This window comes from Curtobacterium pusillum, assembly GCF_007673235.1.
GTDB lineage: Bacteria > Actinomycetota > Actinomycetes > Actinomycetales > Microbacteriaceae > Curtobacterium > Curtobacterium pusillum_C.
In genome coordinates, this window is the sequence record NZ_VDZH01000007.1 from 32,720 (window position 1) to 45,194 (window position 12,475).

A 12,475-nucleotide genomic window follows, 5' to 3' on the forward strand; every position below is an offset into this window, starting at 1 on the left:
GTCACGCGACCCGACCATTTCTGCTCGCTGAACGCCGTCCTCCCGCACGACTCGCGCCCGTTCGCGCGCCGTTCACCCGGATGTCGGTGGGCGGCGGGATGATCGACGCATGGTCCACCAGCTCCTGATGCCCTCGCAGGAGATCCGAACGGATCGCCTCCTGCTCACCCCGCTGACCCCCGCCGACATCGACGACGTGCACGACGTGTTCTCCGACGCCCGGACGTGGACCCACCTGCCCGCCGGTCGGCACACGGTGCGGGCGTCGACCGTGGACCTCGTCCAGCGCAAGATCGGTGGTCGCGCTCGTCACGGCCTCGGGTCGTGGGCGGTGCGCTCGGCTGCGGACCACGCGTTCCTCGGGGTCGGCGGTGTCGACATGACCGCCGCCGGGGTGTGGAACCTCGGGTACCGGCTGGCACCTTCGGCGTGGGGCAACGGCTACGCGACGGAGATCGCCCGTGCCGCCGTCGGCGCTGCGCACGAGGTCGCACCCGATGTCCCGATCACGGGTCGGGTGCTCACGAACAACCCGGCGTCGGCCGCGGTGCTCGAGCGGGCAGGATTGTCGCTCGTGTGGCAGGGATCGACGTCCGCCACGCTGCCGACCGGTGTCGAGCGTCAGGTGTGGGCAGACCGGGCGCTCTCACGGACGCAGCGGGCCTGGCTCGTCGCCAACGCCTGAGTTCCCACCGCCGTTCACCCGTCGGAGGCGTACAGCGAGACCGTCTTGGATGCTCGTGCTTCCACGTCTGCTGCATGCGTCGCCACGATCACCGCGGCGCCCGAGCCGGCGAACTCGTCGAGCAGATCGAGCACCATCGCCGCATTGGTCCCGTCGAGTGCGCTCGTCGGTTCGTCGGCGAGGATGACGTCAGGCTGCTTGACCAGCAGGCGGGCGAGGGCCACACGTTGCTGCTCTCCGCCGCTGAGCTCGTGAGCGCGGTCAGTCGCCCTGCCGACGAGGCCCACCCGCTCCAGTGCTGCGGCTGTGCGCACGGCTTCTCCACGACGCTTCCTGCCTGGCACCCGGGCGATGTCGATGTTCGCCTGCACAGTCATGTCAGGTACCAACCCGAAGTCCTGGAAGAGGTAGCCCAGGTGATCTCGGCGGACGAGACGCGCGCTTCGACCTCGTCCGCCGGCGACCACACCGTTGATCCGAATCGATCCGGAGTCGAACCTGTCGATGTGGCCCAGGCAGTCGAGGAGTGTCGACTTCCCGGATCCGCTCGGGCCGATGACGGCGAGGGTCTCACCGCGGTCCACGTCGAACGTCAGGTCGTGCCAGAGCACCCGTCGTCCGCGCCGCTTGTCAGCGCTGCGCACTTCGATCATCATGATCCGTTCCCTCGTGTTCGGGTGACACCCCTCGCCGTCGTCGCGATCGCCGCCAGGCTGGTGACACAGACCAGAGCGAGCGCGCCAGCGGCGAACGCAGCCGCGACTCCCGCAGTCTGGGTGACTGGGTCCAGTGACGAGTGGAGTCCGGCTCCGTCGGGCCGGAGACCCCACCAGGTGTTGATCGTGACGACCGCGGAAACGGTCAGCAGCATCGCTTCGATCACCAGAAGACTGCCGTTCGCCCGCAAGAAGGGCGTGCCGGCAGCGACCTTCGCGAAGTGAGCGCGGCCGTACCGGCGTCGATGCGCGATCGCGCTGAGCGCCGCGAGCGCCCCGCTGACGACGAAGGCGCTCGCCACTCCGGCAACTCCGATCCCGACCATGCGCGCGGCAATCCGAGCTTCTTCCGCGGCCACTTGACCCACATCGACGACGGCGCTGAACTCCCGGTCGACATCGGACGCTCGGATTGCGCGCTCGGCGGCGACCCGCGAGCCGAACACGACGTCCCCACTGGACAGCCATGAGCCGAGGAGATCCGCAGATAACGCCGAAGCCGGTTCCGGCACGACGACCAAGATCGCGTCGTCGAGCCATGCCCGCGACGTCGAATCACCGGGATACGAGTACAGCTCCTGTGCGGCGAGTCGGCCGACCGTGATGCCTGCGAGCGCAGCGGCTGGCGCGTCTCGGAGCTCCCATTCGGACAGGGCCTGGACGAGCCGATCCGAGTCGATCTCGGTGTGCTCGGGCAGCCAGACTGAGATGCCCCGGCCCGCGTTGGTGAGACGAGTGCCGTCCTCCGCGCGGACGTCCTGCAGCTGCAGGTAGCCGGAGTCCACGAACAACGCGGGTGCCACGCTCCGGCCGTGCCCCGTGGACACCTCGACCGGTGCTGCGAGAAGCGCGTCTCCGTGGTCGAGAGCACGTCCGGCGAACTCGCCGATCCGGTCCCAGTACGATTGCGTGTCCACTGGGCGTGGGTCCGGGGTGACCCAGAGCTGGACCGTTTCCCCGGCGGCCCGCAGGTCGCGCTCAGCGCTGCCTGATCGAACGACGGCGACGGCCCCGACGAGGTCGAACGCCGCCGCGACGAGCAGGAGGAGCGCCGGGACGCGTGCTCCTTGGAGCACGACCAAGAGCGGCCCAGGTGGCCGTGCGCCTCGAAGCGCCTCGGCCATCGGTCGGCGGCACGCTACGAGCGTGCCGACTGCGTGCGTGGCGACGAGGGGAGCGAGAAGCGCTCCGCAGAGGATCGCGACCGCCACGCCGAACGTCATCACATCCGCCAGCCCGTTGTGGAACGCGAGCGCGGTCGCCGCGCACGGGGCCGCGATCGCGACGATGAGCAAGGCGGTTCGGGTCTCTGCCAGTTCGGCGAGCAGGATTGACGCGGTGCCCCTCCCGTGCAGCCGCCGCACCGCGCAACGGCGGGGCGACCCGACCGTCCCCATCAAGCACAAGACCGAGGATCCCAGTGTCAGGACGGCGATGAGGCCGAGTGCCCCGTTGATGCCGTCGGCGATCCCGACGCGACGGAGCAGCGGGGTACGCTCAGACGTCACGTCGTAGCCCACCCCCGTCAGCGCATCGATGGTCGCTCGTCGTGCTCGTTCGTCACCGAACACGTCGTAGGTCCCCGTGGGGTCGAACTGGTCCAGGTCTGCCATGGGCCGGACGTCGGTCGTGATGGCGCTCGAGAAGTCCGCGTAGCCGTCTCGGAGCCACGACTCACCCCGGCTCGCCGGAGCATCGGTGACGAGTGCCACGCGGCGAATGGTGGGGGCCGATCTGTCCGCCACGACGCGCACGATGGTCGCGTCCTCGGCCCGCGCGATGCGTTCGAGTGCGGCAGCGACTCGCTGGTTGGATCCGGTCTCGCTGCCCGCCGCCGCGGTCACTGTCGACGACGCTCCGACGAGTCCGGCTTCGCTCACCTGTGTCAGGCCGATGAAGCCCAGCACGAACGCGAGGAGCGGCGGGACGACGTACGCCATCGTGACGGATCGGATGACGGGCCTACTCTTCCGGGACCGGCGTGCACGGGCGCTCCCGGTAGGAGCGCCCGTGGCGCGATCAGCAGTTGTGGTAGTACGCCTTGTTGCCACTGGAAGCCTTCGGCGTCATCGCCATCGCGTACTTGCCGCCCGGGACGTTGGACACTCGCTTGGACTTCTTGCCCACCGCAGTGGCACCGTGGCACCGCTTCTCACGGAAGTAGTTCGACCACGTGTCGTCCTTGCCGACTCCCCACTGCCAGAAGCTCCCGCCCCCGCCGTCGCCCGCCCTCGTGGAGACCCCCGAGGTCTCGCCCGTCGACCCGGCTCCGGAGTCGGCGATCACGACGCCACCGGCCTCGGAGCCCGACCCCAGGACCTCGTCCGGCGTGGCCGATGCGGTCGTGGCTGTCCCTGCGATCAGACCGATCGACAGCCCGAGGCCGAGGAGGACCTTCACCTTCGTGTTCTGCATCATTCGCCTTTCACTGCCCCTAGTGAGGCGCCTCATCGTGGCAGGGAGTGAACGGCGATGTCAAAAACGTCAGATGTGAATATCGGCGATCATCGATCAACCGTCGTGACGGTTCCGCGGGGCACCGCCCAACGCTGCACAGATCGTGGTGACGGCCAACAGTGCTCCCGTCACCGGCACCGCGGCAAGCGGGCAGAGCGTCAGGGCAACGACGGCGACGAGGGCGACCACACCGATGACGACGTGGTTCACCGCAGCGCCCCGAACAGCACGTCGGCCTCGCGCGGCAAGTCCGTCCGCAGCGACCACTGCACGGTGTTCCAGTCGTGACCGCTGCCGGGCGCGAACGCGACGTCGGTGCGCGCCCCGGCCTTCCGCGCGGCCGCACCGAGCACCCGGGCGTTGCGACTGAACGCGTGGTCGGAGGACCCCGCCGTCAACCAGACGGCGTGCCCACCGAGCCCGTGTGCTCGCATCTGCGCGATCGGGGCAGCCGCCTTCCACGCCGCCACCGACCCGCCGAAGGCCTGGTCGGCACTGTGCTGCGGGCTCTGGTCCGTCGGCTGCATCTCGCTCGAGATCGCGAGGGCCGCTCCGAACCGGTCGGGCGCTCTGGTGAGGAACTGCATGGCGCAGGTCGCTCCCTGCGAGAAGCCGACGAGGCCCCACGCCTGCCGGTCGGTGGTGACGGGCAGGTGTGCGGTGAGCCAGCGGGGGACGTCCTCGGTGACGTAGGTCGCGGACTTCCCGAGCCGCGAGTCGACGCACATGGTGTTCAGCCCCGGCGCGGAGAGCTGGTCGACGGAGACGACGATCGGGGCGCGACCGTGGTGCGCTGCAGCGTAGGCGTCGAGCACGGTACCCATCTGCCCGGCGGTGAACATGTCGCTCGGGGCGCCGGGCTGGCCGGCGAACGCGAGGACCACGGGCAGCGGCGCGGGATCGCGGACGAGGGCGGCTGGTGGCAGGTAGACGACCGCGGGGCGGGCCGGGAAGTCGGAGCGGCTGCCGGGGATGTCGACGGTGCGGACCTCGCCGACGGTGGGCTGCGAGGGCAGGGGCGCGGAGGAGAGGTCGAGTGCGGGGTAGGGGTTGCTCTGCACGACGGTCCCGAGCGTCGGGTACTTGGCGAACTCGACGTTCACCCCGAGCGCGGGGACGAGGAGTGCTGCCGGCACGAGCACCACGGCGAGCACCCGGCGCCATCGTCCGCCCTGCACGATGGCGGTGACGGCCAGGGCGAGACCGGCTGCCGCGATCGCGACCCACATCCGGGTGACCGGGCTGAGGGCGACCCCGAACAGGTTCAGGACGTCGCTCACGATCCAGCACACGACGAGCACGACGACGGCTGCAGCGCCGGCGATCGCGGCCCGCAGTCCGACGGACCGCCACGCACGGCGATCACGCCACGACCGGACGACCGGGAGCAGCACGACGACCGCGAGCACCGCGAACGTGACGTCGATCGGGACGAGCTTCGACGGCGCCTGCAGCTGCGTCGCGAGCAGCCACTCGGTCGGGCTCACGAGCGCACGGCGTTGCTGCGGCCGGTCGCCGCGCTGCGGTGCGCCTGCCGCAGCGCCCACAGGTGCTTCGGTCGGAGACCCGGGACGTACGCCGACGCCAGCGCCCTGGCCACCCGCGGCACGTGCAGGGCCGTCGGGACGACGATCCAGAGCGGCTCGTGCCGTGCGCCGAACTTCTCCTTGAAGCGCTGCAGCGACCGGAATCCGTACACGGGCTCGAGCACCTGGGCGAGGAGCATCGAGCCACGCGCGACGAGTGACCCGGCGCCGGCGTGCGCGGCGAGCGGCGTGCCGGAGAGGCTGATCGTGGTGAGGCCGGCGTCCCGGGCACGGAGCGCCGTCCGGGCGATGAGGAACTCCATCACGCCGGGCATCCCGTCCTCGCCGCGGCGCATGACGTCGAGCGTGTACCCGGTCAGCGTGCCGTGCTCGTACACGGGCAGCCAGCTCGTCACGGCGGTCACGTGGCCGTCCGGCGCGACGGCGAGCATCAGTCGGACGTCCGGGTCGTCGAGCTCGCGGAACCCGCCGAGGGTGAACCCCATCTCGGGCAGTCGACGGTCGGCGGCCCAGCGGGTGCAGATCGACTCGACCTCGGCGCGACGGGCGTCGTCGAGCGCGCCGAACGTGGTCCACTCGTCGCGCACGCCTTCACGGTCGGCCCGGTTCGACGCGGTGCGGAGGTCCTGGCGCTTCTTGCCGCGCAGGTCGAACGCGGTCACGTCGAGCACGGACTCCACCCCGACGGGCAGGGCGGACCAGCCCTCGGCGACGAGGATCTCCCGCACCGGCTCGTGCACACTCGTGAACGCCGGCACCCACCCGTTCCGCTCGCAGAACGCCGTGAACGCGGCCAGCACCGCGGCACGGTCGGCCGCCGCGCACGCCGGGTCGGACACGGTGAGCGCGACGTCGCCGCGCACGCGGTAGGCCACCGCGCCGAGGCCGTCCGGGTGTGTCCAGGTCGCGTTCCCGCGCCAGGTGCCCATGTGCCCGAGGGTCCCGGCATCGCCGTCTCGCAGCATCTCGACGAGGTCGTCACGGCACGGGCCGGCGGCGCGGAACCGCTTGCGGACGAGCCGGCCGTGCAGCCCGAGGACGGCGAGCAGGACAGCGGCGGGCACGAGCCAGGCACCGAGCAGCGTGACCTGCCACTCCAGGGCGTCCAGGCCGAGGCCCTGCCACTGCACGGCGTCGGAGCGCACCGGCTCGATGACGAACACGTCCACCAGCACGACCATCAGGACGACGAGGACCCCGGTCGCCAGGGCGAACCCGGCAGGTCGGCCGCGGTGCACGAGCCAGGCCGCGCAGAGGAGCAGGACGCCGACCACGACGACCGAGCGGTCGCTCATCGCGTCCACGAAGACGGACAGCACGCCGTCCGGGTCCGGGACGACGAGGGTCACGAGCGTGCCCGCGCCGAGCGCGATGAGGGCGCTCACGACGAACGTGCGTGCGCTCACCGCATCGCGGGTGGTGCGGGTCTCCGGCCTGGAGGCACGGCGCACGACGAACACGCCGGCTGCGGTCCCGAGCAGGGTCGCCAGGGCACGCGCCAGGTCCGACCCGTGGCCGGCGAACAGGACGAGCGTCAGGACCACGGTCCACAGCGCGGCCCGGGTCCGCCAGCGGTGCTGGGTCGGCATCGAGGCGGTGGCCGCACCGAGCAACGCCGCGGCCACGATCGAGGGCGCGAAGAGCGGTTGGCCGACGGCGAACTCCGCGTGCGCCTCGCCGAACGCGGCGCCGATCGACACCGTGGCCAGGGTCCCGAGCACGGCGATCGCGGGTGCGGCGACGCCGATGACGAGGGTCCGGAGCGAACCGAGCGAGCGTTCCGCGATGACGGTCGTCAGCACCACCGCGACGAGCGCGAAGCAGGCGACGGGCGGGTGGTGCGGGAAGTCGGGTTCGGCGTGGGCCATCCGGGCGGACACGACGAGGACGGCCGCCACGACGGCCACGACGACGGAGACCGGGAAGCGACGAAGTCGTCCGAGCAGAGCTTGAGGTGCCACGATCTCATCCCAGCCGGTTGCGGGCTCCGCGTCATCGCTCCGGGGTGTGAACCACGATGGCCGATCGGCCAGTCCGGGTGGCTCGGAGGATGACGGTCAGACCGGGCGCGCGGCCGGCACGTGCTCGACCGGGAGCCGCAGGTGCAGCGCGAACCCGTCGTCGGGCTGCGGACCGGACTCCATGCTCCCGCCGAGGAGTGACGCCCGCTCGCCGAGGCCGATCAGCCCGAGGCCGGACCCGGGGAGCTCGAGACGGTCGGCTCGCGCCGGCCCGTTCACGACGTCCACGAGCACCTGCCCGGCGTGGATCCGGCCGCTCACCCGGACGGTCGCGTCGGGGGCGTGCTTCCGGACGTTCGTCAGCCCCTCCTGGACGAACCGGTACACGGCGCGCTGCAGCGGCTGCGAGAGGGTGTCCGGCAGGTCGACGGTCGTGCTGGTCTCCAGGCCGCTCTCGGCGACGAGCCGCGGCAGGTCGGCGAGCACCGGCTGCGGGGCGATCTCGCGGTCGGTGCCGCCGGACGCCCGGAGCACCTGCACCATCTCGCGCAGCTCCTGCAGGGTCACGACGCACAACTGCCGGATGGTCCGGGCGAACCCACGCTCGGCCTCGTCCCGCCCCGCCATCTGCATCGCCCCGGCCTGCACGGCGATGAGGGTGACCTGGTGCGAGACGACGTCGTGCATCTCCCGCGCCAGGAGCGCCCGCTCACGGGAGAGCGCGACCGCTGCTGCCTGCCGGCGCTCGTCCTCCTGCGCGCGCCGGGCGAGGTCGAGCTGTTCGGTCAGGCGTGCCCGGGTCTGCACGAGCAGCCCGACGGCGAGGGGGCCGAGCGCGAAGATGAGGGCGTAGACGACGGACACGACGATCTCGTCGAGGGTCTGCGGCGGTCCCACGAACCCGCCGAACCCGACGAACTGCACGAGCGCGGCGAGGAGCATGAGCCAGCGACGGTCCGTGCGCTCCCCGAGGGTGAACAGCGCGATGCTGGCGGCGACCACCGCGGACCCGACGAACAGTCCGGGCACCGTCAGGGCGAACGCGAGCACCGGGAACCGGCGACGGAGCAGCAGCGCCGCTGCCGCCAGCAGCGACAACCACGTCTCGACCGTCGTCGCTCCCGAGATGTCGAGCACGGCGTCGGCGACGGCGGCCGCGACGAAGAACGCGTCGACCAGCCACCAGGGTGCCCGGTGGGTGCGCGCCCAGCGCAGGCCGGCGTCGACGAGGCGGTCGAGCCTCCCGTCGGTCGCGGTGAGGACCCGCCGGAGGCGGGTGGCCGCCGACTGCTCAGCCATCCAGCAGTCCCGCCTCGGCCGCACGCAGTGCGAGCTGGACCCGTGTCGGGACGCCGAACGCGGCGAGGAGGCCGCGGACGTCCTCCTTGACGGTGCCGGTGCTCACGCCGAGGCGCTGCCCGATGTCCGGGTTGCTCGCGCCGTCGGCGACCAGCCGCAGGACCGCGTGCTCGCGCTCGGACAGCGACGGCGGCACCTGGCCCGGTGGCCGCGCGGCGAACAGACGAGACCGGTCGACGCCGGGTGCGAGGACCACGCCGCCGCGGGCGAGGACCCGGACGTACTCGGCGAGTCCCTCGGGATCGGTGTCCTTGAGCAGGAACCCCGCGGCGCCGAGTTCCATGGCCTGACCGACGTACTCGTCGGTGTCGAAGGTGGTGAGCATCGCCACCGCCGGTGGATCGGCGAGGGTCTGCAGCTCGCGGAGGACCTCGAGACCGTTCACCCGCGGCATCCGCACGTCCAGGAGCACGACGTCGGGTGCGTGCGACCGGATGACCTGCACGGCGTCGACGTCCCCGGTCGTGGCCACGACGTCGATGTCCGGCGCGGCACCGAGGATCAGCTCGAAGCCGTAGCGGACGAGCGTCTCGTCGTCGACGATCACCACGGTTGTCACGGCCGTCATCTTGTCATGCACGTTGGCGTTCCGAGGGGGACTCGCTACTGTGATGCCAACTGGTCATGTCCGCGCATGACCACCCTGACGACCAGCGACGGAGCACGAGGGACGCATGACGAGCCGCATCACCGAGGGCGCCGAGCCGAAGCACCAGCAGCTGCGGCGCATCCTCCTCGAGCTCGCCACCTCGCGCCTGGCCCCCGGCGCCGCGATCCCCTCCGAACGGCAGCTCATCGCCGAGTACGGCGTCTCGCGGATCACCGTGCGCGAGGCCCTCGGGCAGCTCGTCAACGAGGGCTACCTCGAGCGCGTGCGCGGCAAGGGCACCTTCGTGGCGCACCGTCCCGTGCAGTCCACGCTGCACCTGGCGTCCTTCACCGAGGAGATGCGTGCGCTCGGACACGTCCCCACGACGGTCGTGCTCGTGCGCGAGGAGAAGGTCCCGCCGGCGGACACGATTGCGGCACTCCGACTCGGCGAGACCGACACGGCCTACCACCTGAAGCGCCTCCGGATGGCGGACGGCGCCCCGGTGTCGATCGACGACGCGTGGCTCTCCGCCGAGGCGTTCCCCGGCCTCCTCGACCACGACCTGTCCGGGTCGGTCTACTCGTTGGCGGCCGTCGAGTACGGCACGCCGATCGATCGGGCGCAGCAGACCGTGGCGGCGAAGCCCGCGGCCGACGACGTCGCGACCCTGCTCGGCACGAAGACGGGTGCGCCGGTCCTGGAGTTCGACCGGGTGTCGTACTCGGGCGACCGCCCCGTGGAGCACTCCCGCTCGTGGTACCGGTCGGACCGGTACCGCGTGCAGATGGAGGTCACGGCGACGGCGCCGCAGGCGGTCGCGTAGGGCCGTCGCGTCGCGTCACGTCACGTCGCGTCACTGCGCCGGCCTGGAGGCACGGGTCGGCCCCGCCCGTCGGCGTGCGACGGACGGGGCCTGGGTCTCGTGCGTGCGGGTTACGCCTCGTAGAGCGCGTCGCCGTCGCGGACGGTCGTGCCGACGGTGTCCTGTGCGATGGAGTCCGGCGCGGAGCCGAGCACCACGACGGGGCAGATCGGCGAGTAGCCGGCGGCCGAGATCACCGAGGGGGTGAACCGGACGACGGGGTCACCGGCGCTCACGGTGTCACCCTCGGCGGCAAGGAGCTCGAAGCCCTCGCCCGAGAGCTTCACGGTGTCGATGCCGACGTGCACGAGGACGTCGGTCCCCGCCGAGCCCTGCAGGGCGAAGGCGTGCGGGTGCAGCTTCACGATCGAGCCGTCGACGGGCGCCACCGCGGTGACCGCACCCTCGACGCCGGTCGGGTCCACCGCGACGCCCGCGCCGACGAGCTGCCCGGCGAACACCGGGTCCGGCACGTCGGAGAGTGCAACGACCGGGCCCGCGAACGGGGTCCGGACGCTCGTCACAGCTCGTCCTGGATGTCCTGCGCGAGGTTGTCGGCGACCGTGCCGACGATGACCTGCCAGCCGGTGCCGCCACCGACGACGGCCTGGGCCCCAGCGGCCTGCAGTGCGGCCTTGTCGACGAGGTCTCCGTCCTCCACCTCGACGCGGAGGCGCGTGATGCAGCCCTCGACCTCTTCGATGTTGTCGACCCCGCCGAGCGCGGCGATGATGTCGGCGGCCTTGATGTCAGCCATCGTTTCCTCCTCGTTAAGGGTGTGAGCGCCAGGTTGACATGCGCCCGGTCTCGGTTCAGACTACGGAACTGGTCATGACCGGACAGGACCGGACCTGGTGGTACCGCCGAGGTTACCTGCGCTGGCTGCACGACTCAACCCACTCCGACAGCTCCACCCAATGACGAGAGGACTTCCGATGAGCATCACCACTGCCGCGGACGTGCCGGAGAAGAAGCCGAAGAAGCAGTCCAAGGTCTTCGCGAACGCCCAGCGACTCGGACGCAGCCTGCTGCTCCCGATCGCGGTCATGCCGGCGGCGGGCATCCTGAACCGCATCGGCCAGCCCGACCTCCTCGGTGCCATCCCGGGCTTCGAGACGGGCGCCAGCGTCATCTCGGCTGCGGGACAGGCCATCTTCACGTGGCTCCCGCTGCTGTTCGCCGTCGGCATCGCGATCGGGTGGGCGAAGAAGTCGGACGGCACGACGGCGCTCGCCGCGGTCGTCGGCTACATGGTCATGTACCAGGTGTTCGCGGTGATGTCCCCGGTCGTGCTCGACGGTGTGAAGAACGCCAACGGAGACCAGGCGGTCATCAACTACGGCGTGCTCGGCGGCATCGTCATGGGCCTCGTCTCCGCAGTGATGTGGGAGAAGTTCCACCGGACGAAGATGCCCGACTTCCTCGGCTTCTTCTCCGGACGTCGCCTCGTCCCGATCCTCACTGCGGCCGCCGGCCTCGTGATCGCTGTGCTGATGTCCTTCGTCTACCGGTACTTCGACATCGCGCTCACCGCAGCCGGCACCGCGGTCGCGGACAACGCCGTCATCGGTGGCGGCATCTTCGGGTTCGCGAACCGGATGCTCATCCCGATTGGTCTCCACCAGCTGCTGAACTTCTTCCCGTGGTTCCAGCTCGGGAGCTTCACGAACGCCGCCGGTGACATCGTCCACGGCGACATCCCGCGCTTCCTCGCGGGCGACCCGACCGCAGGCATCTTCCAGACCGGGTTCTTCCCGATCATGATGTTCGCCCTGCCGGCTGGTGCCCTCGCCATCTGGCGCAACGCCAAGCCGCAGAACCGCAAGCTCGTCGGCGGCATCATGATCTCGGCCGCGCTCACCTCGTTCGTGACCGGCATCACCGAGCCCCTCGAGTACTCGTTCATGTTCGTGGCGTTCCCGCTCTACGTCATCCACGCGGTCCTCACGGGCACGTCGCTCGCCCTCGTGAACGCGCTCGGGATCCACGACGGGTTCTCGTTCTCGGCCGGCGCGATCGACTTCGTCCTGAACTTCGGCAAGGCCGACGGGGCGATCTGGCTCATCCCGATCGGCCTCGGGTACGCGGTGATCTACTACTTCCTGTTCAGTTTCGTGATCAAGAAGTGGAACCTCCGGACGCCCGGGCGTGAGGACGACACGATCGCGGAGAACACGATCGACGCGGCCACGAAGCCGTAGACGTCACCACCTGACGGACTGGAGGCGCGGTGCCAGCTGGCACCGCGCCTCCCGTCCGTCACGGCGTGTGTTCCTTCCCATGCCGCGCGCAGTAG

The 12,475-nt window shown here is 71.0% G+C and carries 13 protein-coding genes; 3 read left to right on the plus strand and 10 right to left on the minus strand.

The annotated features are described in order from the left end of the window. Nucleotides 1-109: 109 nt before the first annotated feature. Nucleotides 110-685 carry a GNAT family N-acetyltransferase gene (locus FS532_RS17020; protein WP_144756953.1) on the plus strand — a complete coding sequence of 192 codons (576 nt, stop codon included), beginning with the start codon at nucleotides 110-112 and terminating at the stop codon, nucleotides 683-685. A 14-nt stretch (nucleotides 686-699) separates the two neighbouring features. Here FS532_RS17020 and FS532_RS18780 read toward each other — a convergent pair whose 3' ends face one another. The 8 genes from FS532_RS18780 to FS532_RS17050 form a co-directional block, all read right to left on the minus strand. Then, nucleotides 700-1,341, minus strand: a complete 642-nt coding sequence (locus tag FS532_RS18780) for an ABC transporter ATP-binding protein (protein ID WP_186322108.1) — start codon at nucleotides 1,339-1,341, stop codon at nucleotides 700-702. Then, on the minus strand, nucleotides 1,338-2,972 hold the full coding sequence (locus tag FS532_RS18785) for a hypothetical protein (RefSeq protein ID WP_186322109.1): 1,635 nt from the start codon (nucleotides 2,970-2,972) through the stop codon (nucleotides 1,338-1,340). The genes FS532_RS18780 and FS532_RS18785 overlap by 4 nt, the downstream gene beginning before the upstream one ends. Nucleotides 2,973-3,420: 448 nt before the next feature. After that, nucleotides 3,421-3,816, minus strand: a complete 396-nt coding sequence (locus FS532_RS17030; RefSeq protein ID WP_186322110.1) for a lactococcin 972 family bacteriocin — start codon at nucleotides 3,814-3,816, stop codon at nucleotides 3,421-3,423. Between the two features lie 96 nt (nucleotides 3,817-3,912). After that, nucleotides 3,913-4,068, minus strand: coding sequence for a hypothetical protein (locus FS532_RS18790; protein ID WP_186322111.1), 156 nt, complete (start codon nucleotides 4,066-4,068; stop codon nucleotides 3,913-3,915). After that, nucleotides 4,065-5,345 carry an alpha/beta hydrolase gene (locus FS532_RS17035; protein WP_144756959.1) on the minus strand — a complete coding sequence of 427 codons (1,281 nt, stop codon included), beginning with the start codon at nucleotides 5,343-5,345 and terminating at the stop codon, nucleotides 4,065-4,067. The genes FS532_RS18790 and FS532_RS17035 overlap by 4 nt, the downstream gene beginning before the upstream one ends. Beyond that, the gene (locus FS532_RS17040; RefSeq protein ID WP_144756961.1) at nucleotides 5,342-7,366 is read right to left on the minus strand and encodes a bifunctional lysylphosphatidylglycerol flippase/synthetase MprF; all 2,025 of its coding nucleotides are present in this window, start codon (nucleotides 7,364-7,366) and stop codon (nucleotides 5,342-5,344) included. Before FS532_RS17040 ends, FS532_RS17035 begins: the two co-directional genes overlap by 4 nt. A 96-nt stretch (nucleotides 7,367-7,462) precedes the next feature. After that, nucleotides 7,463-8,665: a sensor histidine kinase gene (locus tag FS532_RS17045; protein WP_144756963.1), complete on the minus strand. Its 1,203-nt coding sequence runs from the start codon at nucleotides 8,663-8,665 to the stop codon at nucleotides 7,463-7,465. Continuing rightward, on the minus strand, nucleotides 8,658-9,293 hold the full coding sequence (locus FS532_RS17050) for a response regulator transcription factor (RefSeq protein ID WP_144756965.1): 636 nt from the start codon (nucleotides 9,291-9,293) through the stop codon (nucleotides 8,658-8,660). The genes FS532_RS17045 and FS532_RS17050 overlap by 8 nt, the downstream gene beginning before the upstream one ends. 106 nt (nucleotides 9,294-9,399) lie before the next feature. Here FS532_RS17050 and FS532_RS17055 point away from each other — a divergent pair, with 106 nt between their 5' ends. Further along, nucleotides 9,400-10,140, plus strand: coding sequence for a GntR family transcriptional regulator (locus tag FS532_RS17055; RefSeq protein WP_144756967.1), 741 nt, complete (start codon nucleotides 9,400-9,402; stop codon nucleotides 10,138-10,140). A 110-nt stretch (nucleotides 10,141-10,250) separates the two neighbouring features. On the opposite strand, the gene FS532_RS17060 is transcribed toward FS532_RS17055, so the two are convergent. Together FS532_RS17060 and FS532_RS17065 are read right to left on the minus strand one after the other, a co-directional pair. Further along, nucleotides 10,251-10,703 (minus strand): PTS sugar transporter subunit IIA, encoded by a 453-nt coding sequence (locus FS532_RS17060; protein ID WP_144756969.1) that lies wholly within the window; start codon nucleotides 10,701-10,703, stop codon nucleotides 10,251-10,253. Next, on the minus strand, nucleotides 10,700-10,936 hold the full coding sequence (locus tag FS532_RS17065) for a PTS transporter subunit EIIB (protein ID WP_069711960.1): 237 nt from the start codon (nucleotides 10,934-10,936) through the stop codon (nucleotides 10,700-10,702). Before FS532_RS17065 ends, FS532_RS17060 begins: the two co-directional genes overlap by 4 nt. 178 nt (nucleotides 10,937-11,114) lie before the next feature. Here FS532_RS17065 and FS532_RS17070 point away from each other — a divergent pair, with 178 nt between their 5' ends. Next, nucleotides 11,115-12,380, plus strand: coding sequence for a PTS transporter subunit EIIC (locus FS532_RS17070; RefSeq protein WP_144756971.1), 1,266 nt, complete (start codon nucleotides 11,115-11,117; stop codon nucleotides 12,378-12,380). Nucleotides 12,381-12,475: the final 95 nt, after the last annotated feature.